Here is a 25,172-nt window from a genome sequence, read left to right on the forward strand (position 1 = left end):
GTTGTACAAAAGTGCGGTGATTTTTGACCGCACTTTTTGCTTACAAATTATTCTAAAGCCTCATTCACTAAGGCGCGTTGCTGTTCATTATGTAAAGACATATAGCCCACCGCTGGCGATGCTGAAGCCGGTCTGCCCACATAGCGCAGTTTGCCGTGTTCTGGCAATGAACTCACAAAGTTATGTTGGCTACAATACCACGCGCCTTGGTTTTGCGGTTCTTCTTGACACCATACATAATCAGTAACCTGATGATAAGGGGCAAGCGCCGCTTTCATTTCTTCGTGCGGATAAGGATAAAGCTGTTCCACGCGCACAATCGCTACATCGGTTTGGTTATTTTTACGGCGTTGTTCCAATAAATCGTAATATACTTTGCCCGAACACATTACCACACGTTTCACTTGTTTTGGATCGAGCTTGTCAATTTCGCCAATCACGTTTTGATAAGTGCCGTTCACCAACTCTTCTTTGCTGGACACCGCAAGTGGGTGGCGCAGTAAGGATTTTGGTGTAATCACAATCAATGGGCGGCGTACCTTGCGCAACATTTGACGGCGTAATAAATGGTAAATCTGCGCTGGCGTTGAAGGCACGCAAACTTGCATATTTTGTTGCGCACAAAGCTGTAAATAACGCTCTAAACGGGCTGATGAATGTTCAGGCCCTTGCCCTTCATAACCGTGCGGTAATAGCATTACCAAACCACACATTCTGCCCCATTTTTGTTCACCTGAGCTGATAAATTGGTCGATCACCACTTGCGCAACATTGGCGAAATCACCGAATTGCGCTTCCCAGATGGTGAGCGTTTTTGGTGTCGCTGTGGCATAGCCATATTCATAAGCCAACACCGCTTCTTCTGAAAGCACGGAATCCCACACTTCAAAATGCCCTTGCTGATTGTGCAAATGGGTAAGTGGGGTGTAAATTGTGGCATCTTTTTGGCTATGTAAAACAGAATGACGGTGGAAGAATGTGCCACGCCCTGCATCTTCACCAGATAAGCGAACGTTATAGCCTTCGTCCAACAAGGTGGCGTAAGCCATTGTTTCTGCCATTCCCCAATCGAATGGTTTTTCGCCTTTTGCCATTAAACGGCGATCATCATAGATTTTTTTCACGCGCGAATGAAGTGGGTGATTTTCTGGATATTCACACACTTTTAAGGCAAGCGCAGTAAAGCGTTCTTCATCAAAACTGCCCTCGTAATCTGACCATTCTTGGCTGAGGAATTTCATCCAATCCGAGGCTTCCACATCACGCTCACGCCATTCTGGCACAACGCAATCACCGTTGTCTAAAGCATCGCGATACTTATTCATTAATTCTAGGCTGTAAGCCTCATCAATCACATTGTCTGCAATTAAGCGATCGGCATACACTTTGCGTGGGGTTGGGTGGCGTTTAATGCGATCATACATTAACGGCTGAGTAACAGAAGGTTCGTCCGCTTCATTGTGTCCGTGACGGCGATAGGAAACCAGATCAATAAAAATATCACGCTTGAATTTAGTTCTAAATTCCACTGCCATTTGTGCCGCATAAGCCACGGCTTCAGGATCATCGCCATTAACGTGAATAACTGGCGCTTCAATCATTTTCGCAATGTCGGTACAATATTCCGTAGAGCGGGTATCGTGCGGATTCGAGGTGGTGAAACCGATTTGGTTGTTGATCACAATACGAATTGTGCCCCCCACAGAATAACCACGAGTCGCCGACATATTTAGGGTTTCTTGCACCACGCCCTGCCCTGCGACTGCGGAATCACCGTGTACAGTAATCGGCAACACTTGCGAGCGTTCTACATCGTTAATGCGGGTTTGTCTCGCACGCACTGAACCTAGCACCACGGGGTTTACAATTTCTAAGTGAGAAGGGTTAAACGCGAGTGCTAAATGCACTAAGCCATCATCGGTCATAAAATCAGAAGAAAAACCTTGGTGATATTTCACATCACCTGTTCCATTCCCGTGGTGTTTTCCAGCAAATTCATCAAATAATTCCGCTGGTTTTTTCCCTAATACATTGATTAATAGGTTTAATCGTCCACGGTGTGCCATTCCCATTACAATTTCTTTAATGCCGTTTTTTGCCCCTTGACGGATAATTTCTTTCATTAACAGGATAAACGCATCACTGCCTTCAAGAGAAAAACGTTTTGCCCCCGGGAATTTTGCACCGAGATAGCGTTCTAAACCGTCTGCTGCGGTAAGTTCTTCAAGAAATTTAAGCTGTTCTTGTTTGCCAAATAAAGGTTTATTTAACCCATTTTCTAACTTTTTCTGTAACCAAGTACGCGCCTCAAGGTCATTAACGTGCATAAACTCAAGGCCAATAGTGCCGCAATAGGTTGATTTTAATGAGGAAGAAAGCTCACGTAAGCTAATACGATCTTTGTCATACACATAACCGCCAATATCAAATTCTTCATCAAGATCCTCATCAGTAAAACCATAGAATTTATAATCTAATGTCGGTGCATACATCCGTTGCCAAATACCTAACGGATCAAGATCCGCGTGTAAATGCCCCCGGTTACGGTGTGCATTCACCCATTGCAATACTTTTACCAGCCGTCCGCTCACTTTCGGATCAATCACGGTTGTGCCGTCCACGCCAATATCTCGTGCTAAACGTTTAAAATATTGACGAACTGGAGAATGTGCTTGCTCTACAGCGGTGTGTTTTGGCAATTTATCGAAAATTTGTTGCCAGCTTTCATCGACAGAATGGGGATCTTGAAGATAACTTTCATATAATTCTTCAATGTAAGATTGATTTGCTCCATTTAAAGCGCTTGAAGCTAACCATTCACTAATTGGGCTCGTTTGTTTCATTAATACCACCTAGCTTGGTTGGGTAGAATTTACAACATAAAAATTCATTAGGTTTATTATACATAGGATTCAATCAGAAACACGCACTGATTTTTCTTTCAGTGTTAGTCGAATAATTTAAAATCAAATTCCCACAATTAGCAACTAATTCAATTAACAAAACATTAACATTTTTCTGATTTTTTGATCTGCCTCTCATTTTTGAAAAAATAACATTTCCTTAACAAAATTTTTTTGTAAATATTAAAGACAGGTACTCCATAACAGGTTATAGTGAAAATTCATTAGAAAGTACAATAATTCAACAAACACAACATTATCAACTCCAACTAAAGAGGAAGACCTATGACAGAACTCAACGCAAAACTAACGCTAAATGATGGACGTGAACTTGAACTCCCAATGCGTAAAGGTTCACTCGGCTATGATGTCATTGATGTTCAATCCCTAGTCAAAAATAAACTTTTTACCTTTGACCCCGGTTTTATGTCCACCGCCTCTTGTGTTTCCGAAATCACCTATATTGACGGCGACAACGGCATTCTTCTCCACCGTGGTTATCCTATTGCTGATTTGGCAAAAAATGCCGATTATTTAGAAGTGGCACACTTATTATTATTTGGCGAGCGCCCAAGTGCCGAAGAATACAAAACTTTCCGCCAATTAGTACGCAAGCACACCCTTGTTCACGAACAAATTTCCCGCTTCTTCCACGGATTCCGCCGAGATTCACACCCAATGGCGATTATGTGTGGGGTAAGTGGCGCATTAGCAGCGTTCTATCACGATTCTTTAGATATTAACGATATTGAACATCGTGAAATCACTGCCATTCGCTTACTGGCTAAAATGCCAACCCTTGCGGCGATGTGCTACAAATATTCTATTGGGCAACCTTTTATGTTCCCGCTGAATAAACTTTCTTATTCGGGTAATTTCTTACATATGATGTTCGCCACCCCTTGCGAACCCTATGAAGTAAACCCGGTGCTAGAGCGCGCAATGGATCGCATTTTTATTCTACACGCCGATCACGAACAAAATGCTTCAACCTCAACGGTGCGTACAGCCGCCTCCTCTGGTGCAAACCCATTCGCTTGTATTGCCGCAGGTATCGCCTCACTTTGGGGGCCTGCACACGGCGGTGCAAATGAAGCTTGCATTAATATGCTTGAAGAAATCGGCACCATTGACCGCATTCCAGAATACATTGCGCGCGCCAAAGATAAAAACGATCCATTCCGCTTAATGGGCTTTGGACACCGTGTTTACAAAAACTACGACCCGCGTGCAAAAGTAATGCGTCAAACTTGCCACGAAGTACTAAAAGAGTTGAATATTGATAACCCATTATTCGACGTGGCAATGGAACTAGAACGTATCGCATTAAGCGATCAATACTTTATTGATCACAAACTTTATCCGAATGTCGATTTCTATTCAGGCATTATTCTCAAAGCCATTGGCATTCCAACGTCAATGTTCACTGTCATCTTCGCCCTAGCAAGAACCGTCGGCTGGATCGCCCACTGGAAAGAAATGTTCAAACCGGGCAATATGAAAATCGTCCGCCCACGTCAGCTATACACAGGCCACACAGAACGCCCATTTACGCCATTAGAGGGTAAGGAATAAAATCTATAAAAAAAGACCGCACTTAAAGTGCGGTCTTTTTTTGCAAGTTTTTAGAAACTTAAGTAAGGGGCGATTTTTTCGATGGTGGCTTCGCCGATACCTGAGATGTTAGATAATTCTTCAACAGATTTGATTTTGCCTACTTTATTACGATATTCAACAATCGCATTCGCTTTTGCTTCACCGATACCAGAAAGGTTTTGTAAGGTTTTTGCGTCTGCTTTATTGATGTTGATTTTTTCACCAACATAAGATTTAGCTTGATCTTTCAAAGATTTTGCTTTTTCTGATGCTTTGTTTTTTGCATTTTCAGCAGCTGATTTGGCGCTGTTTTTAGCTTTGGTTTCAGCAGTTTTTTTGCTGTCTGAGATTTTGTCTTTGGCTTTTGTTACGCTATCTTTCATTGAAGTGGTTTTATCTTCCACGGCTTTTTTGGCAGATTTTGCTTTGCTTTCAACAGTATTTTTGCTGTCTGCCATTTTATCTTTGGCTTTTGTTGCGCTCTCTTTCATTGAGGTAGCTTTATCTTCTACTGATTTTTTGGCAGATTTTGCTTTATTTTCTACCGCACTTTTTGTATCAAGCACTTTGTCTTTTGCTTTGCTGGCTTTTTCTGTCACAAGATTTTTACCTTGTTTTACCATGTCTTGTTTCATTGTTTGAGCAGTATCTTTTACTGCGTCAGTTGCAACCGTTTTTTCCGCTGAAAAAGCGGTTGATGATACTGCCATTGCTAAACTTAATGCTAATACAGATTTTAATGCTTTCATTTTAACTCCTTAGGTTAATGAATATTCCCTTGCGGGGGTAATTGGGAATGGTTTCCCGTGAATTCCCCTATTAGTTTCCTTTTTCGTGGAAAAGTTCCTTAAATTTTATTTTTATGGATAAAAATTCGTCAAAACAATACCGCACTAGTGTAAAAAATGATTGCAACAAGAAGCAATCTAGGGTATATCTTGTTCGTCTGTAAAATTTTTGTAAAAACTTTTGTGAAAGTTTTAGGGCAACACAACATCTCTTAGGCATAAGCTTTGTTCTAAAGCGGTTAAGCCTTTCTATAAACTGAAAAGTAAAGGAGTAAAAATGAAAAAATTATTAAAACTCTCTCTTATCGCGGGTGTAGCAGCCACCTCTTTTTCTGTGCAAGCGGAAGATCTGTTTGTTACCATCGGTACAGGTGGTCAAACTGGGGTTTACTATGTGGTTGGGCAATCAATCTGTCAATTAGTGAATCGTGATACCGCAAAAACTCATATTAAATGTAACGCACCTTCAACTGGTGCTTCTGTGGCAAACTTAAATGCAATTGCGGCAGATCAAATGGAAATGGGCATTGCGCAATCAGACTGGCAATATCACGCTTACCACGGTACAAGCTCCTTTGCGGGTAAGAAAAATGATAAATTGCGTGCAGTGTTCTCAATTCACCCAGAACCGTTCACTTTAATGGCGCGTGATGATTCAAATATTAATTCTTTTGATGATTTGAAAGGTAAACGTGTGAATGTGGGCGATCCGGGTTCTGGTACGCGCGCAACAATGAATGTAATTTTGGCCGCGAAAGGTTGGACAGACAAAGAATTTAAAGTGGCGTCTGAATTAAAACCTGCTGAAATGGCATCGGTAATGTGTGATAACAATCTTGATGCGATTACCTATAACGTTGGTCACCCAAATGGTGCGTTGAAAGAAGCAGCGGCTTCTTGTAATGCTCATCTTGTTCCTGTAACAGGTGAAGCGATTGATCGTTTAGTGGCGGCAAATCCTTACTATGCGAAAGCAACTATTCCGGGTGGGTTATATCGTGGTACAGATAATCCAGTAGATACTTTCGGGGTATATGCGACTTTAGTAACATCTTCAGATGTGCCTGATGACAAAGTTTATACGGTAGTTAAAGCGGTATTTGATAACTTTGCTCGCTTTAAACGTTTACACCCTGCGTTCGCCAATCTTAAAGAAGAAGAGATGATTAAAAACGCACTTTCTGCGCCATTACACGAAGGTGCAGTGCGTTACTATAAAGAACGTGGTTGGTTACAATAATCTCATCTTTATTATTTAGGCAGGCTTAGCCCTGCCTTTTTCCGTTTTCATTATTTCAAATTTTTCGGGAGATTTTATGTCCGAATCCACAAAAAAAATGGATTACGATGATCTGCAAGATATGGTCGCCTCCAATGATTCAGGCGGACGAAATCCTACTGGTGCAAGCAGAAAACTGATCGTAATTACCGCGATTTTATGGTCGGTTTTTCAACTTTATTACACCTCTCCTGTGCCATTTTGGCTACAAGAAGCCGTTCGTAATTGGGGGCTAGATATTAATGTGGTGATCGATGACACTAAAGCGCGTTCGATCCACCTTGCCTTTGCATTGTTCTTGGCCTATTTATCGTTCCCTGCTTTTGCAACCTCACCAAAACATCGTATCCCGTTGTTAGATTGGTTTTTTGCCACCCTTGGAGCATTTTTAGGTGCCTATTACATTTTCTTTTATGAAGGTTTAGTCACACGTTTCGGCGCACCCAATACGCAAGATATTATTGCTGGCTGTCTAGGCGTGTTATTGCTGTTAGAAGCCTGTCGCCGTAGCCTTGGCTTGCCTTTGGTGATTATCGCCAGTGTATTTTTGGCTTATAACTACTTCGGGCAATTCCTGCCAACAGATTGGATCATCAGCCACCGTTCAGGTTCACTTTCACAAATGGTGAACCAACAATGGGTAACCACTGAGGGCGTGTTTGGTGTGGCATTAGGGGTTTCCACCAAATATGTGTTCCTTTTTGTATTATTTGGTGCATTGCTTGATAAAGCGGGCGCGGGTAACTATTTCATTAAAACTGCTTTTGCTTATCTTGGACATCTGCGTGGTGGGCCAGCGAAAGCGGCTGTGGTGTCATCAGGCTTAACGGGGCTAATTTCAGGCTCATCTATTGCTAACGTAGTAACCACCGGAACTTTCACCATTCCAATGATGAAACGCGTGGGCTTTTCAGCAGAAAAAGCAGGCGCGGTAGAAGTGGCTTCATCGGTAAATGGACAAATTATGCCACCGGTAATGGGCGCAGCGGCTTTCTTGATGATCGAATATGTCAATATGCCATATAGCCAGCTCATCACCTATGCGGCACTGCCTGCACTGATTTCTTATATTGCATTGGTTTATATCGTGCATTTAGAAGCATTAAAAATGAACTTGCACGGCTTGCCAAGAACCGATCCACCAAATCCGTTTTTAGTTACCTTGCTAAAATTGGTCAGCACTATTTTAGTCGTGATCGGCTTAGTAATTGGCGTGGAGTTTGGTTTAGGCTGGTTGAAAACCGTTGCACCGGATCATAGTTTCTTAATCGTTGCGGTGTTATTGGCGCTGATTTATCTCGCCTTAATTCGCCGTGTGGCACAATTCCCTGATTTAGAAATTGATGATCCTAATTCCCCAGTGGTAAAACTGCCGTCCGCCAAACCAACGGTAAATGCAGGCTTGCATTATTTAATTCCTGTTGTGGTGCTAATTTGGTGTTTAATGGTCGAAATGCTTTCACCAGGGCTATCTGCTTTCTGGGGAACAGTTACCTTGATGATCATTTTAGTCACTCAGCATCCGTTACTAAACTTCTTCCGTAACAAACCGATCACGAAAGATCTGTTTAAACAAGGCGTTGATGCCCTTGTTGATGGTTTAGAAACAGGCGCACGTAATATGATCGGGATTGGTATCGCCACTGCAACCGCAGGAATTATTGTCGGTGTTGTTTCACTCACTGGTTTTGGCGTACAGCTCTCTGGCATTATCGAAATGCTCTCAATGGGTAACATCTTGCTTATGCTTATCCTTGTGGCAATATTCAGCTTAATTCTAGGAATGGGCTTGCCAACCACGGCTAACTATATCGTGGTGTCATCTTTAATGGCATTAGTGATTGTAGAAGTGGGTAAACAAAATGGCTTAATCGTACCGCTGATTGCCGTGCATTTATTCGTGTTCTATTTCGGGATTATGGCTGACGTAACCCCACCTGTGGGTCTGGCTTCTTTCGCTGCTGCGGCAGTATCAGGTGGTAGCCCAATCAAAACAGGTTTAGTGGCATTCTTTTACAGCCTAAGAACAGCGATCTTGCCATTCTTGTTCATCTTTAATACGGATCTGTTATTAATTGATGTGGGCTGGGCAAAAGGCATACTGGTCGCGGTGGTATCCACCATTGCCATACTCGCCTTTACTTCCGCCACAATGAATTATTTCATCACGAAGAACAAAGTGTGGGAAACTGTTGCCCTTATTTTTGCGGCATTTATTATTTTCCGCCCTGGTTTCTTTATGGAATATATTTCGCCAACCTCTTATCACATTGAGCCAGTGCATTTGGCACAAGAGTTGGAAAAAGTGCCAGTTGATGAAAAAATTACCGTCAAAGTGGCCGGCACCAATCCTTATGGAAAACAAATTGAGTTCTATTCTGAACTCAGCGTGCCAGAAGGAAAAACCGGTGAAGAGCGCCTAAATAAACTCGGCTTAACCTTGCTCAATACAGGCGAAAGCATTGAAATTGATGGCAAAGCGACACCAAAAGTCATTATTGATATGGTTGAAATTGATTCCCCTGCCGCCAAAGCAGGCTTAAATTGGGATCAAACCCTACTCGATATTTCTTTACCAAAAGTGGCTACTGCCAAAGAATGGATGTTCATTCCAGGCTTATTGATTATTCTCCTTGTTGGATTTAATCAACGCCGTAGAGCAAAAAAACAATAAAAAAATTGACCGCACTTAACGCATTCAAGTGCGGTCAAAATTTATGAAATTTTCCAAATGTTGAAAGCACAACAAGATAAAAGGATCTTATTATGTACAACAAACTGCTTATTGCCATTGATCTCAGCAATCTGAAAAGCGCAAAATATGTAGTGGACACCGCCCTTCAGCTCACCAACCACAATCCTAACGCGATTTACCGTGTCGCTACCATTATCGAACCCATTGACGACAGCTTTATCTCCGCATTCTTACCAAAAAACTTTGACAAATCTGTCATTGAAGAAGCCAACAAAACCCTACACGATTTCACCAAAGCCCACTTCCCAGAAGGCTCAAAAGTACAACATATTGTCGCCCACGGCACAATTTATGAAGAAATCAACCGCATTGCCGATGAAAAAGAAGTGGATCTCATTATTATGCTCGCCAGCAGCAAACCAAACGCCAAAGGCTTAAGCAGCAACACAGTAAAAGTGGCACGCTATGGCAAAAAACCAATTTTGGTTTTGAAATAAACTCAACTCAATCAAGAAAGCGGAGTTATTTCCGCTTTTTTCTTTCTATAAAAGTGCGGTTGTTTTTTGCCAAATTTTTCCCTTCTTCTTTTTTACTTAAATCTTAATAAAGATCAAATTTTTCGCTAAAAGATCGCTAACCTCTTGTTTTTTTTTTTTTAAACTAAGAAAGTTTTGCTGTTTTTTAGAAAAAAATCCTGTTTTTCCTAAAAATAAACTCCCTTATTTAACTTAACAATCTTTTATAGAGGAATTTTTTATGCAACCTAAATTTAAAACAACGGCATTGGCATTATTAATTTCATTAGGTGTGGTGGCTTGTGGGTCATCTAGTGGTGGTTCAAGTTCATCAGAAGATACCGCACAAAACCAATCCCCTACAACTCAAGAAAAAACTATTGAAAATTTACAGCAAACGATAAAGAAATATCAGGAACAAATTAATGAAATTTCAGAAAAACAAAAACAACTAGAAGCGGAAAAAGAGAAATTTAGTCAAACAAATGAGAATATTAACCAACTTTCTCAACAAGAAACCTTAGCCAAAGAAAAGCTGCAACAAGCCGAAAAGCAACTTTCCCTTGCCAATAGTCAGAAAGAAAAATTAGAGAAAGAGTTACAAGCGACTGAAAAATCGCTAAATAAACTGAAAGAGCGATCTGTTATTGATCAAAATAGATTGCAAGAATTATCTCTAAAACTGACAGAAGTTCAAAATCAATTGAAAAATGCTCAGGCTGATGCCGACTATGCCAATATGCTCCTTGAGTCAGCCAATAACGAGTTACAAAATGTTTATGAACACCGTAATCAATTAGAACAAGAACGCAATGAAGCAGAACAAAAAGTCAACGAAAAAGAACAAGAAATTTCTCATCTCAAAAATGAAAACCGACATTTAGAAGCGCAATATAACCAACTCACTAAAGGTTTTTCTCTCACTAATTCTGAACTTGAGCAAAAAGAACAAGCACGAAAAACTCGTGAGGAAGAAAATGGAAGATTTGTGGATAAACGTGTAATTGCAACAGATAGCTCATATTATTATGGCACGCAACCACAAGATAATAAGGTTTATGGCAATATCACGGCAGATGGTACTCGCAGTGAAAATATTACGAGTTATGTAGAAATGACTCAAGATTATACAACTAACTATCAACCAGAACTCAATGTTTATAAAAATTATAACTATAATTTAGAAGATTCGGGTTATTCTATTACTTATAAAAATGGAGAATTACACCAAATTGCTTATGGCGGTAATCCAACGCGGATGACAGCCCTAGATCATTTGCAAAGAATACCTGGTGTAGCAACTTATACTGGAAAGACATTAATTGCTCCTAGGTATAATAATCAACCTAGTGAAGGCACTTTCACTCTCACTGCTGATTTTATTAATCAACAAGTAAATGGGAAAATTAGCATCATAAATGATGAAGCTAGTAATCCTTCCTGGACTTATACACAAGATAGAAATATTTATTTAGAAAATACCAAGATCACTACAAATAATGGTATTTTAGAGTTCACTGGTAATGCACATTTCACTGATAATGCACCGAATTATTCTAGTAATACTTATGAATTACAAGATGTTAAATATACGGGCAACTATGAAGGAAAATTTATGGGCAAAAATGCGGCACAAGTAGCTGGAAAAGTTAAAATCGTAGATCACAATCACTCAGCATATCCAACGATAAACGCCGTATTCACTGGCGAACGTTAATCTCAATCAAGCCACTGCTTGCAGTGGCTTTTCCTTTACTTTCGAGTTTCTCACCATGAAAAAACTATTTTTAATTAGCTTATTACCTTTTTCAATTTTAGCCGAAAATACTTTTCAGCCAGAACAACATCAATATGTTGCGCAACCTGAAAAGCCAGTAAAATCAATGCCATTTATTCAGCCAACAAAATCTGAAAAAATTAAAGTGCCAATTGAACAAATTAAACAAGATAAAAACCTGGCAGAATATTTATTAAATTTAGCGATATTGCAACAAAATAATGCTTCAATCGAAACCTTGCTACCTATTTATCAGCAATTTGAACAAAAAGATGATATTTTAGTTTTATTCGCCCAAGGCGTTTCAGAAAAATTACAACAGCATTATGCAACGGCTATTTCTTATTTTCGTCAAATTCTTGCCATAAATCCTGATTTAAACCCTGTAAGAATTGAACTTGCAACAACCCTATTTGCCGATCAGCAATTAACTGCTGCCAAAGAACAATTTGAGAAAGCCAAAGCTGAACCAAACTTACCAGCGAATATTGTACATTTACTTGACCAGTATTTGAATGCAATTGAACAACATTCTGACTGGCAAAGTAACTTGAGTTTCAATTATTTGCGCGATCCTAATGTTAATAATACATCTCACACTCAAGAAATAGAAAATACAGGTTTTATAAAATCAAAAGAAATGTTACCGCAATCTGCGCACGGCATCGCTTATCGCTTTAATCTTTCTAAAGAATATAATTTATTTTCCAATCATTATGTTTATATTGAAAATACATTATGGGGAAAATATTATTGGGATAATAAAGATTATAACGATATTTTAAACCGCACTTATTTAGGCTATATGAATAAAAGTGCGGTGCAAAATTGGAAAATTTTGCCTTTTTATGGTCGCCGCTGGGTAGGGAAGCACCGCTATCAATGGGAACAGGGATTGCGCGCTGAACTTTCTCGTTGGCTTTCTCCAAATTGGCATATTTCTACGGCACTTGAATATAGTAAGCAACGTTATTTTTCACAACCCGGCTCAAATGGTTTTAATCAGCTTGCTTCTATTACGGCATTATGGCTGCGCAATGCTCGCCAATATTTTTATACGGGTATTGATTTTAATCGTGAAAAGACGCGGGTTCGTCAATATAGTTCAGACATAAAAACGCTGCGCTTAGGCTGGGGGCAAGAATGGGGAAAAGGTATCTCTTCGCGCTTATCTTTTTCTTTTGCGAAACGCCAATACAAAGCGGAAGCCAAATTAGGTGGCATATTGCCCTTAGGGAAAATACGCTCTGATAAAATTTACCAAGCCCAATTAATGCTATGGAAGCGAGATTGGCATTTATGGGGAATTACCCCTAAATTACAATTAAGTTGGAAGAAACAAGTAAGTAATATTCCTTCTATGTATTCCTACCAAAGTAAAAATATTAATCTGTTGTTCGATAAGAGTTTCTGATATTGATACAAAAATTTAGGCATTCTTTAATGCCTAAATTTTTTTGCTTTAATAAAGCTACATTCCCTGCAAAAACGGATTGCTTTTCTTTTCCTTGCCAATGGTCGTGTAATTTCCGTGACCCGCAATGACGATCATTTCGTCAGGTAACGGATAAAGTTTTTCTTTAATTGAGTTCAGCAAGGTTTGATGATCGCCGCCGGGGAAATCTGTGCGTCCAATGCTGTTTTGAAAGAGTACATCACCAGTAAATGCAATGCTTTTGTTATGTTCAATAAAGCCGATATGCCCCGGTGTATGTCCCAGTAAATGTAACACTTCAAAATTAAAATCGCCCACCTTAATGACTTCCCCTTCTTCATTTAACCAGCGATCAGGCAAAAAGGCATTGGTTTCAAATAGCATTTCAAAGCGTTCTGCCTGTTGCGGTAAGCCTTCAAACCAATAGCGATCCGCTTCGTGCGAACCCCAAATTTCTATCTTAAAGTGATTTTTCAGCTTTTCTGCTGCACTGATATGATCTAAATGTCCGTGAGTGAGCAAAATTAATTTTAAATTTAAGCCTAATTCTTCAATGCGTTTAATTAGCTTTTCTGCCTCACCACCTGGGTCAATAATAGCGGCATTTTTTTCATCGTCCCAAATGATTGAACAATTTTGTTGGAACGCCGTAACAGGAATAATCTCAATATTCATTTTTTGTCCTTTATTGATATTTCTTTGAAATTAAAAGAATAAAACCGCAAATTTGCTTGCGGTTTTATATATTTGAAATGCGGATAATCAGCTTCCACGCCAAGTACGAACAGGGCCAGTATCAATATGCACGAAATTACTTCTTGGGTAATACCCTACACCGCCATTATTTAGGCTTTCCGCCGCACGTTTTACACTCGCCAATGGCACGCCATCAATCCGGAAATCAATCGCTTGCCCACGAATATGGTAGCTATTACTCGCTACGCCACGGCTTTTTCTACGCATTGCCGCATTACTTGTTGGTGAGCGATAACCACAAATAATTTGGATTTCAGTATTGCGTAAGCCTAAAGTACGCTGAATTTGATAAAACTTGGCAAATAATCTAGGATCCATTCGATGAATTTGGTTATTACGTTTATCACGCAATAAATAATCCAACTTTCTCAAACTTGCCGCAGAAAATCCTTTTGTAGGGTTAAATTCTCCTGCAAAACGATCGCCAGTATTGATATTTCTAAAGCTTAGAATGCGTGGTTTCGGCGTTGAAACCATTGCTAATACTGTATTAGGTAATAAGGATACCCCCAATACAATTCCACCAAGGGAAAGCCATTTACGGCGCTGCTGATTAATCTCGCTCATAGTAATAATTCTTTACTCTAAATTTACAATTCTTTACTTTCGACTACGCACGTTCTAATTAGTTCATAAAAAAGTAAAAAAATTTAAAAATAGTAATCACTTTTCAATGTGTTAGGCATTACATCAAATATTTTTTCACCGCATTCCAGTTTACATAGCTTAAATTCGGTGCTGAATCATAGCCATAAATATCTGGCAAGGTGTGTAATTTTCCACCGTCCATCCAAGCGGTTACATAATAAAGATAAACCGGATTATCCGACCCCACATTCGCAGAAGTGGTTTTTTTGCTGCCTAACACTTTACGCTTGCGTTCATCAGACCAACCGACTTCTTTGAGCAAAATGCTTGCTAACTGATCGGATTGCTCCACACGAATACAACCAGAACTCAATGCGCGGTCTTTCTTGTTAAACAAACTGTGGTTTGGTGTATCGTGCAAGTAAATGGCATCAGCACTTGGCATATTAAATTTATAATTACCTAAAGCACTATCCCCCGGCGCTTGACGGATACGATAAGGGAATTTGCTGCCAATCGCCGCCCAGTTAATGGAATGTGGATCAATGGTGCGCCCTGAACCGTCTGTAATGGTATAACCATTGCGTGCCACATAACTTGGATCACGTTTAATTTTTGGTACTAAATCTTCATTGATTAAACGTGGCGTTGGCGTCCAAGGTGGATTAACCACAACATTACTTAATTTGCTATACATCACAGGGGTTTTGCGCGCTTGTTTTCCCACGATAACGCGTGAATTCATTACCAGTTTGCCATTACGATAATAATTAAGCTGATAACTTGGAATATTCACAAAAAGCCCGTTTATAAACTCAGGCAAAATTCTTAAACGTTGCGTGTTGATCGCCAATTTATAGATCTGGTTACGATCCATTTTTCCTGAAGAAATTAAGGCTTCTAGCTGATATAAAGTTTGGCGATATAAATTATTTTTACCCGCAAGTTGTGCAACAAATTCAAAATTTTGATTATTTTTCACCGCACTTAACCAGCGCTGAATTTCTTGCTCTGAGGGTTCTGCACTTTTATAAGCAGTTGGAGAATATAACCATTTCTGCGCAGATTTCAGCGCATTTTGTGAATAGTAAAGATAATCAAGGAATGCGTCAGTAAGCAAAATATCATAAATCAAACGATCTTTGCCCTCAGCATTATAGATACGATCTAAATTTTGTGCTGACTGGCGAGAAATACCACTCGCCACCAATGCTGCATATTCGCGTAAAAATTGTTTCTCGGCTTTTTTATCTTCCCACAGCAACACATAATCATTTTGCGTATAAATTTTGGCTACCGCCGATTTAAACATCAACGGCTGCGTGCCAATAATATCTGTTAAGCGCTGTTCTGAACGCTGTTGCTGTTCTGCATTGAGGCGATCTTCCTCCACTTTACGTTCTGTTGCGATTTTCTCAGCAATCGCTTTTCGTTCGAGTAAAAGCTGTTCATTCGTCAGTTTTACCATTGCCGGCGTTGAGGATTGCCCTGCATTCAACACTGGTGCGGTGTTTGCCGCAATAGCTGTTCCCACATAAGCACAAGACGTCAATAAAGCCGCGCGTGTAGCTAACTTAAATGAAGTCGTTTTTAACATTCTAGAGTCCTTAAATATAAAAATCACAATAAAAAGCACCGCACTTATTAAAGTGCGGTCAGAAATTTAGTTATTTTTTCGGTGTTACTTCTGCACCCGAAAGATGATGTTTTTCATCAAAATTAATGAGATCCACCGCCATTTTTTCTGCCTCTTTTAAGTAGAAATCAGGGGCTTCATAATCTTTCGGTAAATCATCAAGTTTCTTCAATGGTTTTTTACCTTCTCGTTTAAAGCGCGCATTCAAATCTTTCAAGCGTTTTGCGTCATCTTTATCATTCTCTGCTTTGCGTTTTGCAAAATTCAATGATAAATATTTACGCTCACGGCGCTCATCTAACACTTTAAGATCTTCATTAAGCGCAATAAATTCAGGATCTTTCGCCATTCGAGCAATATGCGGAGCTTCCAGTGCATTAATTGCTTCTCTTGATTTCCCAGCCTCAGAATAAGGAGCTGGTGGCAATTTATCCCAAGGCAACGCATTATCTTCGTTTTCTTCCCCATATTCTTTCAAGTCAATCAATGATGGGAACGTAATATCTGGCGCAACCCCTTTCAACTGGGTGCTTCCGCCATTAATACGATAGAATTTTTGAATGGTATATTGAATTAGCCCCATTGGGGTTTCTTCTGAATCAAACACAAAATTCAATGGACGGCTTTGTTGAACAGTTCCTTTACCAAAGGTATTCTGTCCAATAATAATCGCTCGGTTATAATCTTGCATTGCTGCTGCAAAAATTTCAGACGCAGAAGCACTAAAGCGATTGAGCATCACTAAGAGTGGCCCTGCATAATCTTGAGTGTTATCCGGATCTTCGTGAATACGAATGCGTTGATAAGCATCTCTCACCTGAACCACTGGCCCATCGGTAATAAATAAGCCAGTTAATTCAACCACTTCTTTTAACGAACCACCGCCATTCTCACGCAAATCAATAATCAAGGCTTGTGCATTTTTCTGCTTCATTTCTGCAAGCAGTTTTTTCACATCTTCCGCTAAACCAAGATAAAAACTTGGAATTTTAATCACGGCAATTTGCTTGCCATCAACCTTTTCCACGGTTAATTTCGCCGCCTGATCTTCCAAGCGAATTTTATCTCGAATAAGGGTAACAATGCGGGATTTTCCGCCTTTTTCTGGCTCAATTTCTAAACGAACTTTCGTGCCTTTTTTCCCTTTGATCTTGTCGATCACGTCATCTAAACGCCAACCAACAACATCTTCAATTTCACCTTTTGCCTGACCGACACCAACAATTTTATCACCCGGCTTAATTTTTTTACTGCGATCAGCCGGCGCACCAGCCACTAGTGAGCGGATAATGGTTTCCCCATCTTCCGATTGCAAGGTTGCCCCAATGCCTTCTAATGAAAGGTTCATACTTTCATTAAAACTTTTTGCACTTCTTGGCGCAAGATAACTTGTGTGTGGATCGATTTCACGCGCAAAAGCATTCAAATACACTTGTACAATATCATCAGCTTTAGTTTGCGTTAAACGGCGGATTGCCAAATCATAGCGTTTCGTTAAGGTTTTCTTAATTTCACGCCAATTCTTACCTTTGAGCTTCAAATTGATGATGTCATTTTTAACACGCTGCGCCCAAAGCTCATTGGCTTCTTCTTCCGTTTTTGGCCAAGCAGCATCTTTGCGTTCAATTTCAATTTGTGCATCTGTGGTTAAACTTGGCTCTTTGTCTAAAAGCGATAAAGCATATTTATAGCGTTCATAACGGCGTTTCATCATTAGATCGTAGATCGCAAACGCCATATCTAACTTACCTTGGTTAAGCTGATCATCAAGCTTATCACCATATTTAGCTCGCATTTCAGCGACATCTGAAGCTAAAAAGGTATTGCGGTTAAAATCTAAATTTTTTAAGTAGCGATCAAAAATCTTTTGCGAAAAATCATCATCTAACTGAAATTTACGATAATGAGATTGGGTTAAACGCGTTGCAACACGCTTTGTTACCAACTGGTTCGTTTCAGTTGGCTCAGGAATGACAATATCTGTTGCCTTCAATTTAGGTGCAACAGCAACGGCAAGATCCGCATTAACAAATAAGGCACTTAGCACCAAACTGGCTAAGTAGCCTTTTCTTTTATTAAACTTCATTCAAATGTCCTAATCAAAGTAAATATCACGATGATGACTTCTTACTTAACGAAATAATGAGAATTATGCAAATAAACGCTCTGCGGTAACGGACATTGTTAAGCCATTTTCTAACTCAACACGCACATTGTCTTTTACCACTTCCAAAACTACCGCACGCTTTGTGCTATTCCCAGCTTTTACTTTCACCACATCACCTTGTGCTAAGGTTGTAACATCTACCGCAACAAGATTAGGTTTATTTTGTGGTTTTTTCGCTACAAATTTCTTCGTATTTGGACGCGCAGGTTTTTTATTCGCTTTCGGATTTGCCGCACGCTCTGCTGCACGTTTTTCTGCCACTTTCGCTTTGCTTTCGGCTAATTTCTGTGCTGCGTGCTCTGCGTGTTCTTTCTCCAATACGCCTGCTGGGTTGCCTTGTAAATCAACGCGCTCAGCCCCTTCTTTACAAGCGTATAAATAACGCCAGCCTGCCGTGTATAAACGCAACGCCTGACGCAATTGGGTTTTACTTACTTTTTCATCATCTGCAAGGGCTTCTGCTAAATCTTGGAAAATCCCGACTTTTAACGGTTTTGCCTCACCTTCAAGGAAAAAACAGCGCGGAAACTTTTCCGCTAAATAAGCGATAATTTCTTTATTATTGGTTAATTTCTGAACTTCTGTCATTGTGTAATCTCACATACCATTAATTTTAAATAGAAAAACGTTGCACATTTTAGCTTAAATTGGCAAGAAATGGCAATTTTTTGATCGGGTTTATACGGGAGTTACTGTTGAGATATGTGAAAATCTGTATAAATCAGCATTCGATAGAATAACTTATAATGAAAAAGCCTGCATCGCAGGCTTTAAAAATAAAACTTTGTGTTTTGTTAAATTAGTGTTTTGTTAAATAAGTTGCAGTTAAGGCGACAACCAAACCAATTAAGGCAAAAACAACAAGTCCAAATGTCATTTCCATTATTTTTCTCCCTTTGCTTTTTCTCTAAACAAACGCCCACCAACTAAAAAGAGATAAATCGCTCCGCTAAGTGAAAGTGTATTTAGGCGTTTTATCGTAACAGCAATGTTGTCAGGTTAATGTCCACCACAAATTTTGTCAATCAGACAAAGTGCGGTGCTTTTTGTGATAAATTTTCCGTAAAAAACCACCGCACTTTGAAAAGCGTACAAATCCATATAAAATAGCGTTTTTGAGTCTCTTTTAGAGAAAAATTAGTAGAACCTAAGCGATGACAACACCGTTAAAAACGACACATTACGCCAAACAGCATATTGCCCGTTGCACCCATTGCGATGCCACGGTGTCTGTGCCAACGTTGGAGGCGAACCAATATGCGGAATGTCCTCGCTGTGATGAGGTGCTGTGTTCGGGCAGCCGTTGGAGTTTACATCGCTGCGCGATGATTGCCCTATCTATTTTAATTTTAATGCCTTTTGCCTTGAATTATCCTTTATTAAGCATTGACTTACTGGGTACGCGGGTGGACGCTTCGGTTTGGCAAGGGGTGTGGAAAATGGCAACGGAAGGCTATCCTTATACGGCATTTCTCATTTTTCTCTGTGCCGTATTTATGCCCATTTCCTTTGCAATTTTGGTGATTTTGCTCCGTCTTTCGCAACTGCTTGGCATTAAACCGCGTAATATCTTGCTCGCGCTAGGGTATATTAAACCTTGGGTAATGTTTGATGTGTATTTGGTCGCCCTGGGCGTAACGATGTTTAAGGTACGAGAATACGCCACTCTTAGCCTTGATATTTATTTAATTGCCTTTGTTTTCACCGCACTTTTAACCACGCTTCTATTCATTAAGCTCAATCTGAATGCGCTGTGGAATGATTTTTATCCACAAGATAGACTTTTGACTGAAATGCCTGATGAACCGCCTTGTGTCTGCTTGGAGTGCCATTACACGTTTACCGAGCCTTATCAAGACAGCAAACATCGAGCCCGTTGTCCACGCTGTTTAACGCTATTAGACGTGCCAGTAAACATTAAATTGCAACGCACTTGGGCAACCTTGATTGCCGGCATTATTATGCTGTTCCCTGCTAATTTACTACCGATGTCAGTAGTTTATGTCAATGGTGCGCCAAGTGCCGATACCCTGATGTCTGGCGTGATCACCTTTGTTGAAATGGGCAGTTATTTCGTGGCATTTGTGGTATTTACCGCCAGTATTTTTATCCCCATCAGCAAAATTTTTATTTTGTTTTATTTATTAATTTGTGTACATTTCAACCTTCGCCAATCCATAAAATGGCAAATGCGTCTATTCCATATTGTGCATTTTGTCGGTCGTTGGTCGATGTTAGATTTGTTCGTACTCGCATTGATGATGTCCTTGGTTGCACGCGGACAAATCATCAATTTTTCCGTAGGCCCTGCTGCCTTTTATTTTGGGGCTGCAGTGTTCTTAACTATGATTTCAGCTTCGCAATTCGACAGTCGTTTACTTTGGAAAATTTATGACAGACAACAACAAAACGCCATCCATTCAGGATAATTACAACGCGGTAAAAGCCGCTATTCATAAAAACAAACGGATTTCACCATTTTGGTTGTTACCCTTTGTCGCCTTATGTATTGGTGCGATTTTGTTCTTTCAAATTGTGCAAGAACAAGGCATTAGCATCAAAATCACCTTTGATAATGGTGATGGTTTAGTGGCAGGGAAAACGCAGATTCGTTACCAAGGCTTGCAAATTGGGGTGGTGAAAAAAGTAAATTTCACTGACGACCTGAAAAAAGTGGAAGTGGAAGCCAGTATTTATCCTGAAGCCAAAACCGTATTGCGTGAAAACACCAAGTTTTGGCTCGTTCGTCCAAGTGCTTCACTAGCCGGGATTTCAGGCATTGATGCGCTGGTTTCGGGTAACTACATCACCCTACAACCTGGGGACGGTGAATATGAAGATGAATTTGTGGCAGAAAGTGAAGGCCCGATCGCCCAAGTTAACGAAGGCGATTTGCTCATTCATTTACTTGCCGATGATTTAGGCTCAATCTCAATCGGTGCGTCTGTCTATTTCAAAAAAATGCCTGTCGGGAAAATTTATGATTACCGCTTCACCAAAGATCAGAAGAAAATTGAAATTGATGTGGTGATCGACAAGCCTTATACCCAATTCGTGAAAAAAGACAGCCATTTCTGGAACATTAGTGGCATTAACGCCAATGTTGGGCTTTCTGGTATTAACGTGCAAATGGATAGCCTAAATGCCGTGGTGCAGGGGGCTGTAGCATTTGATTCGCCACAAAATAGTCCAAAAGCAGAAAACAACGAACGCTATCGTTTATATGCCAATTTACAAGCCGCCAAACGCGGTATTGAAATCAATGTTACCGTGCCGAATATTGCGGGATTACGCGCAGGTAAAACGGTGGTGTATTCACAAGATACACAAATCGGTTTACTGTCAGAATTAAGTGCGGTGGAAAATAATGAAGAAATTTTGCAAGGCAAATTACTCATTGATCCAAGCGCTGAAAATCTGTTTAAAACCAACACTGAAATCGTGCTACGCAACACAAAATTTAATTTAAGTGAGCTGAGCGACACGCAAAAATTATTGCGTGGCGAATATTTTGATGTGATCAGCGGTACAGGCGAAAAACAAACGCAATTTACTGTGATTAAAGAAAATGAACTGTTGCTCAAACAGCCCGATACCTTGGTTTTAACCTTAACCGCACCTGAAACCTATAACATCAGCGAAGGGCAGCAAATTTACTACAATAATTTCCCTATTGGTGAAATTGTAAATCAACGCATCGAACAAGAATCGGTGCATTTTAAAGTAGCGATTGCTGGGCAATATCGTCATTTAATTCACCCCGATACGCTCTTTATTGCTGCATCAAATTTTGAAGTGAGCGTGGGCGTTGATGGCATCAAGATGCAAGCGGCTACACCTGAAAAATGGCTACAAGGTGGCATTCGCATTGTGGCGGGTCATCAAGCGGGTACATTACCTGAAAGTTTCCCGTTATACAGCGATCTAAGTAATGCTGAAGCGGGGATTGTGAGTAATAATCTCACCCCAACCATCACCTTAACCACTTCACAACTACCCAGCATTGATAAAGGTTCTCTGGTGCTTTATCGCCAATATGAAGTGGGTAAAATTCTGGCTATCCGCCCGAAAAAAGATCATTTTGACGTGGACGTATTTATCTATCCGAAACATCGTGATTTGCTCACCAGCAAAAGTCTGTTCTGGGTGGAAAGTGCGGCACAGGTGGACATCACACCGAAAGGCATTAGCATTCAAGCTGCACCTATTGCTCGCTCCTTAAAAGGCGCAATTAGTTTTGATAACAGTGGCTCAGGTAACAAAATTCTTTACCCAAATGAAATGCGTGCCAAATCCGCAGGGCAAGTAATTAAGCTCAGCGCCGCAGATGCCACCAATTTAAGTAAAGGAATGCCGTTGCGTTATATGGGCTTAAATATTGGTGAAGTGGATAGCATTGAGCTTTCTGCCGATCACAAAATTCTCGCCACGGCGTTAATTAACCCGAAATATATGGCTATCATTGCGAAAGAAAATAGTAAGTTCCGCCTCATTTCCCCACAAATCTCTGCGGGCGGTATTGAGAATTTAGATAGCCTTTTACAACCTTATATTGATGTGGAAGCTGGCAGTGGCAAAGCACGCAGTCAATTCCGTTTGGCTCAATCCGTGCCAACAACCAATAAATACGGCGATGGTTTCCCGCTCATTTTAGAAACCAAAGACGCAATGAATATCACCACAGGCTCGCCTGTAATGTATCGTGGCGTGGAAGTGGGAACGATTCGTAGCCTTGAGCTTAACCCAATCGGCGATCGTGTTTTGGTGCATATTGTAATTGCCAATAAACATAAAGCCTTAGTGCGACAAAATTCAGAATTCTGGATCTCATCAGGTTATGGAATGGAGCTGGGCTTCACGGGCTTATCCATTAACACGGGATCAATGCAGCAGCTGTTAAAAGGCGGAATTGCCTTCTCAACGCCGTCTGGCTCTGTGGTGCAACCGCAAGCGAAGGCCAACCAGCGTTTCTTGTTGCAAGAAAAACGCCCTAAAGAAGCCATAAACTGGAATTTAGGCATTTTAGGTAACGAATAAAAAATCGCAAAAAAACCAACCGCACTTTTAGGCAAGCGTTGGTTTTTTTGTTAGAATTTTGCCAATTTTTTGAATTTTAATCACGGGAAGACCAATGACAACAAATTATTCCGCCAATGAAATTACCGTTTTAAAAGATCTTGAACCCGTTCAACTTCGCCCTGGAATGTACACCGACACCACCCGCCCCAATCATCTCGGGCAAGAAGTGATCGATAACAGCGTGGACGAAGCGCTAGCCGGCCACGCCACAAAAATCGAAGTGATTTTGCATAAAGATCAATCCCTTGAAGTGATTGATAACGGACGTGGAATGCCGGTGGATATTCACCCCACCGAGGGTATTTCAGGGGTGGAAGTGATCCTCACCAAATTGCACGCAGGGGGAAAATTCTCCAATAAAAACTATACCTTCGCTGGCGGTTTGCACGGCGTGGGGATTTCTGTGGTGAATGCGCTCTCTGAACGCGTGGATATTCAAATTAAGCGTAACGGACAAGTGTATAAAATCGCCTTTGAAAATGGGGCGAAAGTGCAAGAATTGGAAGTTATCGGCACTTGCGGTCGCCGTACTACTGGCACAACCGTGCATTTCAAACCGAACCCGAAATATTTCGACAGCCCTAATTTTTCCATCACCCGTTTACGCCATTTGTTGCGCGCCAAAGCGGTGCTGTGTTCAGGCTTAGAAATTCGTTTTATTGATAAAATCAACGGCACAGAAGATGTTTGGCTCTATCAAGACGGCTTATCTGATTACTTAACAGAAAGCGTGGAAGGCTACACCACCTTGCCAGCCTCCCCTTTTGTGGGCAATTTTGAAACCGAAAAAGAAACCGCCAGCTGGGCATTAATTTGGTTGCCTGAAGGGGGCGATTTGCTCGGCGAAAGCTATGTGAATTTAATTCCCACTATCCAAGGGGGAACACACGTTAATGGCTTACGCCAAGGCTTGCTCGATGCAATGCGGGAATTTTGCGAATTCCGCAATTTGTTGCCACGCGGGGTTAAGCTCACCGCTGATGACATTTGGGATCGCTGTGCTTATGTGCTTTCGATCAAAATGCAAGATCCACAATTTGCCGGGCAAACCAAAGAGCGTTTATCTTCTCGTCAAAGTGCGGTGTTCGTTAGCGGTGTAGTGAAAGATGCCTTTAGCTTATGGCTCAACCAAAACGTACAAGAAGCCGAAGAACTGGCGAAAATGGCGATTAGCTCGGCTGAACGCCGTTTGCGTGCAGCGAAAAAAATCGTGCGTAAAAAACAAGTGAGTGGCCCTGCCCTGCCGGGGAAACTCGCTGATTGTAGCTCACAAGATTTAGCATTGACCGAATTATTCTTAGTCGAAGGGGATTCCGCAGGGGGATCGGCCAAACAAGCGCGCGACCGTGAATATCAAGCCATTTTGCCATTGCGCGGAAAAATTCTAAATACTTGGGAAGTCTCCGCCGATCAGGTGCTTGGCTCGCAAGAAGTCCACGACATTGCTGTGGCATTGGGCATCGATCCTGACAATAGCGATCTTTCCCAGTTGCGTTACGGCAAAGTTTGTATTCTTGCTGATGCGGATTCTGATGGCTTACATATTGCCACCCTACTCTGTGCCCTATTCTTACGCCACTTCCCGAAATTGGTAGCGGAAGGACACGTTTATGTGGCAATGCCACCGCTTTATCGTATCGACATTGGCAATGAAGTCTATTACGCCCTTGATGAAGGGGAAAAAGAAGGCATTTTAGATCGCCTAAAAAATAAAAAAGGCAAAATCAATGTGCAGCGCTTCAAAGGGCTAGGCGAAATGAACCCAAGCCAGTTGCGTGAAACCACAATGGATCCCAATACACGCCGTTTGGTGCAGCTCACCTTTGATCAAGAAAATGAACAAAGTGAAACAGAAACCTTTGAATTAATGGATATGCTATTGGCGAAAAAACGTTCTGAAGATCGCAAAATGTGGTTACAAGCCAAAGGAGACCAAGTGGATTTGAGCGTATAAGCTC

General features: G+C 40.8%; 16 protein-coding genes. 9 read left to right on the forward strand and 7 right to left on the reverse strand.

The window, feature by feature from the left end:
* Positions 1 to 47 precede the first annotated feature (47 nt).
* Complete coding sequence (gene sucA, locus ACNAV8_RS01440; RefSeq protein ID WP_103854731.1) at positions 48 to 2,843, reverse strand: 2-oxoglutarate dehydrogenase E1 component; 2,796 nt, start codon at positions 2,841 to 2,843, stop codon at positions 48 to 50.
* 345 nt (positions 2,844 to 3,188) lie between these two features.
* Between sucA and ACNAV8_RS01445 the strand changes: the two genes are divergently transcribed.
* Positions 3,189 to 4,478: a citrate synthase gene (locus tag ACNAV8_RS01445; RefSeq protein WP_415777076.1), complete on the forward strand. Its 1,290-nt coding sequence runs from the start codon at positions 3,189 to 3,191 to the stop codon at positions 4,476 to 4,478.
* Positions 4,479 to 4,528: 50 nt separating this feature from the next.
* Here ACNAV8_RS01445 and ACNAV8_RS01450 read toward each other — a convergent pair whose 3' ends face one another.
* Positions 4,529 to 5,248, reverse strand: a complete 720-nt coding sequence (locus ACNAV8_RS01450) for a helix-hairpin-helix domain-containing protein (protein WP_415777077.1) — start codon at positions 5,246 to 5,248, stop codon at positions 4,529 to 4,531.
* A gap of 316 nt (positions 5,249 to 5,564) precedes the next feature.
* Here ACNAV8_RS01450 and ACNAV8_RS01455 point away from each other — a divergent pair, with 316 nt between their 5' ends.
* The 5 genes from ACNAV8_RS01455 (at position 5,565) to ACNAV8_RS01475 (ending at position 12,967) form a co-directional block, all read left to right on the forward strand.
* Positions 5,565 to 6,527: a TAXI family TRAP transporter solute-binding subunit gene (locus tag ACNAV8_RS01455; RefSeq protein WP_103855111.1), complete on the forward strand. Its 963-nt coding sequence runs from the start codon at positions 5,565 to 5,567 to the stop codon at positions 6,525 to 6,527.
* Between the two features lie 76 nt (positions 6,528 to 6,603).
* Positions 6,604 to 9,240, forward strand: coding sequence for a TRAP transporter permease (locus tag ACNAV8_RS01460; RefSeq protein WP_415777078.1), 2,637 nt, complete (start codon positions 6,604 to 6,606; stop codon positions 9,238 to 9,240).
* A 92-nt stretch (positions 9,241 to 9,332) separates the two neighbouring features.
* Positions 9,333 to 9,758 carry a universal stress protein gene (locus ACNAV8_RS01465; protein WP_126372735.1) on the forward strand — a complete coding sequence of 142 codons (426 nt, stop codon included), beginning with the start codon at positions 9,333 to 9,335 and terminating at the stop codon, positions 9,756 to 9,758.
* Between the two features lie 259 nt (positions 9,759 to 10,017).
* Complete coding sequence (locus ACNAV8_RS01470) at positions 10,018 to 11,493, forward strand: factor H binding protein domain-containing protein (RefSeq protein ID WP_415777079.1); 1,476 nt, start codon at positions 10,018 to 10,020, stop codon at positions 11,491 to 11,493.
* A gap of 55 nt (positions 11,494 to 11,548) precedes the next feature.
* Positions 11,549 to 12,967, forward strand: a complete 1,419-nt coding sequence (locus tag ACNAV8_RS01475; RefSeq protein WP_415777080.1) for a surface lipoprotein assembly modifier — start codon at positions 11,549 to 11,551, stop codon at positions 12,965 to 12,967.
* A gap of 57 nt (positions 12,968 to 13,024) precedes the next feature.
* Here the strand turns inward: ACNAV8_RS01475 and ACNAV8_RS01480 are convergent, their stop codons facing one another.
* The 5 genes from ACNAV8_RS01480 to proQ all read right to left on the reverse strand — a co-directional run bounded on the left by ACNAV8_RS01480 (position 13,025) and on the right by proQ (position 18,723).
* Complete coding sequence (locus tag ACNAV8_RS01480) at positions 13,025 to 13,663, reverse strand: MBL fold metallo-hydrolase (protein ID WP_103855104.1); 639 nt, start codon at positions 13,661 to 13,663, stop codon at positions 13,025 to 13,027.
* Between the two features lie 87 nt (positions 13,664 to 13,750).
* Complete coding sequence (locus ACNAV8_RS01485; RefSeq protein WP_103855103.1) at positions 13,751 to 14,311, reverse strand: YcbK family protein; 561 nt, start codon at positions 14,309 to 14,311, stop codon at positions 13,751 to 13,753.
* A gap of 118 nt (positions 14,312 to 14,429) precedes the next feature.
* The gene (locus tag ACNAV8_RS01490) at positions 14,430 to 15,929 is read right to left on the reverse strand and encodes a L,D-transpeptidase family protein (RefSeq protein ID WP_415777081.1); all 1,500 of its coding nucleotides are present in this window, start codon (positions 15,927 to 15,929) and stop codon (positions 14,430 to 14,432) included.
* Positions 15,930 to 15,999: 70 nt separating this feature from the next.
* Positions 16,000 to 18,054 carry a carboxy terminal-processing peptidase gene (gene prc / locus ACNAV8_RS01495; protein ID WP_415777082.1) on the reverse strand — a complete coding sequence of 685 codons (2,055 nt, stop codon included), beginning with the start codon at positions 18,052 to 18,054 and terminating at the stop codon, positions 16,000 to 16,002.
* Positions 18,055 to 18,117: 63 nt separating this feature from the next.
* Positions 18,118 to 18,723, reverse strand: coding sequence for an RNA chaperone ProQ (gene proQ / locus ACNAV8_RS01500; RefSeq protein WP_415777083.1), 606 nt, complete (start codon positions 18,721 to 18,723; stop codon positions 18,118 to 18,120).
* Positions 18,724 to 19,289: 566 nt separating this feature from the next.
* Between proQ and ACNAV8_RS01505 the strand changes: the two genes are divergently transcribed.
* The 3 genes from ACNAV8_RS01505 (at position 19,290) to parE (ending at position 25,168) form a co-directional block, all read left to right on the forward strand.
* A complete protein-coding gene (locus ACNAV8_RS01505; protein WP_415777084.1) occupies positions 19,290 to 20,564 on the forward strand; it encodes a PqiA/YebS family transporter subunit in 1,275 nt (424 codons plus the stop codon).
* Positions 20,527 to 23,172, forward strand: coding sequence for a PqiB family protein (locus tag ACNAV8_RS01510; protein ID WP_415777085.1), 2,646 nt, complete (start codon positions 20,527 to 20,529; stop codon positions 23,170 to 23,172). Before ACNAV8_RS01505 ends, ACNAV8_RS01510 begins: the two co-directional genes overlap by 38 nt.
* Positions 23,173 to 23,266: 94 nt before the next feature.
* Positions 23,267 to 25,168 carry a DNA topoisomerase IV subunit B gene (parE, locus tag ACNAV8_RS01515; protein ID WP_103855073.1) on the forward strand — a complete coding sequence of 634 codons (1,902 nt, stop codon included), beginning with the start codon at positions 23,267 to 23,269 and terminating at the stop codon, positions 25,166 to 25,168.
* The last annotated feature ends 4 nt before the right edge of the window (positions 25,169 to 25,172 follow it).

It is taken from the genome of Avibacterium endocarditidis (genome assembly GCF_965138825.1).
Lineage (GTDB): Bacteria > Pseudomonadota > Gammaproteobacteria > Enterobacterales > Pasteurellaceae > Avibacterium > Avibacterium endocarditidis.

What these genes read in the sequence shown, in the direction of transcription:
- ACNAV8_RS01480 (WP_103855104.1), bottom strand. Translation starts at nt 13,663, where the DNA reads ATGAATATTGAGATTATTCCTGTTACGGCGTTCCAACAAAATTGTTCA.
- ACNAV8_RS01465 (WP_126372735.1), top strand. Translation starts at nt 9,333, where the DNA reads ATGTACAACAAACTGCTTATTGCCATTGATCTCAGCAATCTGAAAAGC.
- ACNAV8_RS01505 (WP_415777084.1), top strand. Translation starts at nt 19,290, where the DNA reads ATGACAACACCGTTAAAAACGACACATTACGCCAAACAGCATATTGCC.
- ACNAV8_RS01455 (WP_103855111.1), top strand. Translation starts at nt 5,565, where the DNA reads ATGAAAAAATTATTAAAACTCTCTCTTATCGCGGGTGTAGCAGCCACC.
- proQ (WP_415777083.1), bottom strand. Translation starts at nt 18,723, where the DNA reads ATGACAGAAGTTCAGAAATTAACCAATAATAAAGAAATTATCGCTTAT.
- ACNAV8_RS01475 (WP_415777080.1), top strand. Translation starts at nt 11,549, where the DNA reads ATGAAAAAACTATTTTTAATTAGCTTATTACCTTTTTCAATTTTAGCC.
- parE (WP_103855073.1), top strand. Translation starts at nt 23,267, where the DNA reads ATGACAACAAATTATTCCGCCAATGAAATTACCGTTTTAAAAGATCTT.
- prc (WP_415777082.1), bottom strand. Translation starts at nt 18,054, where the DNA reads ATGAAGTTTAATAAAAGAAAAGGCTACTTAGCCAGTTTGGTGCTAAGT.
- ACNAV8_RS01485 (WP_103855103.1), bottom strand. Translation starts at nt 14,311, where the DNA reads ATGAGCGAGATTAATCAGCAGCGCCGTAAATGGCTTTCCCTTGGTGGA.
- ACNAV8_RS01510 (WP_415777085.1), top strand. Translation starts at nt 20,527, where the DNA reads ATGACAGACAACAACAAAACGCCATCCATTCAGGATAATTACAACGCG.
- ACNAV8_RS01490 (WP_415777081.1), bottom strand. Translation starts at nt 15,929, where the DNA reads ATGTTAAAAACGACTTCATTTAAGTTAGCTACACGCGCGGCTTTATTG.
- sucA (WP_103854731.1), bottom strand. Translation starts at nt 2,843, where the DNA reads ATGAAACAAACGAGCCCAATTAGTGAATGGTTAGCTTCAAGCGCTTTA.
- ACNAV8_RS01460 (WP_415777078.1), top strand. Translation starts at nt 6,604, where the DNA reads ATGTCCGAATCCACAAAAAAAATGGATTACGATGATCTGCAAGATATG.
- ACNAV8_RS01450 (WP_415777077.1), bottom strand. Translation starts at nt 5,248, where the DNA reads ATGAAAGCATTAAAATCTGTATTAGCATTAAGTTTAGCAATGGCAGTA.
- ACNAV8_RS01445 (WP_415777076.1), top strand. Translation starts at nt 3,189, where the DNA reads ATGACAGAACTCAACGCAAAACTAACGCTAAATGATGGACGTGAACTT.
- ACNAV8_RS01470 (WP_415777079.1), top strand. Translation starts at nt 10,018, where the DNA reads ATGCAACCTAAATTTAAAACAACGGCATTGGCATTATTAATTTCATTA.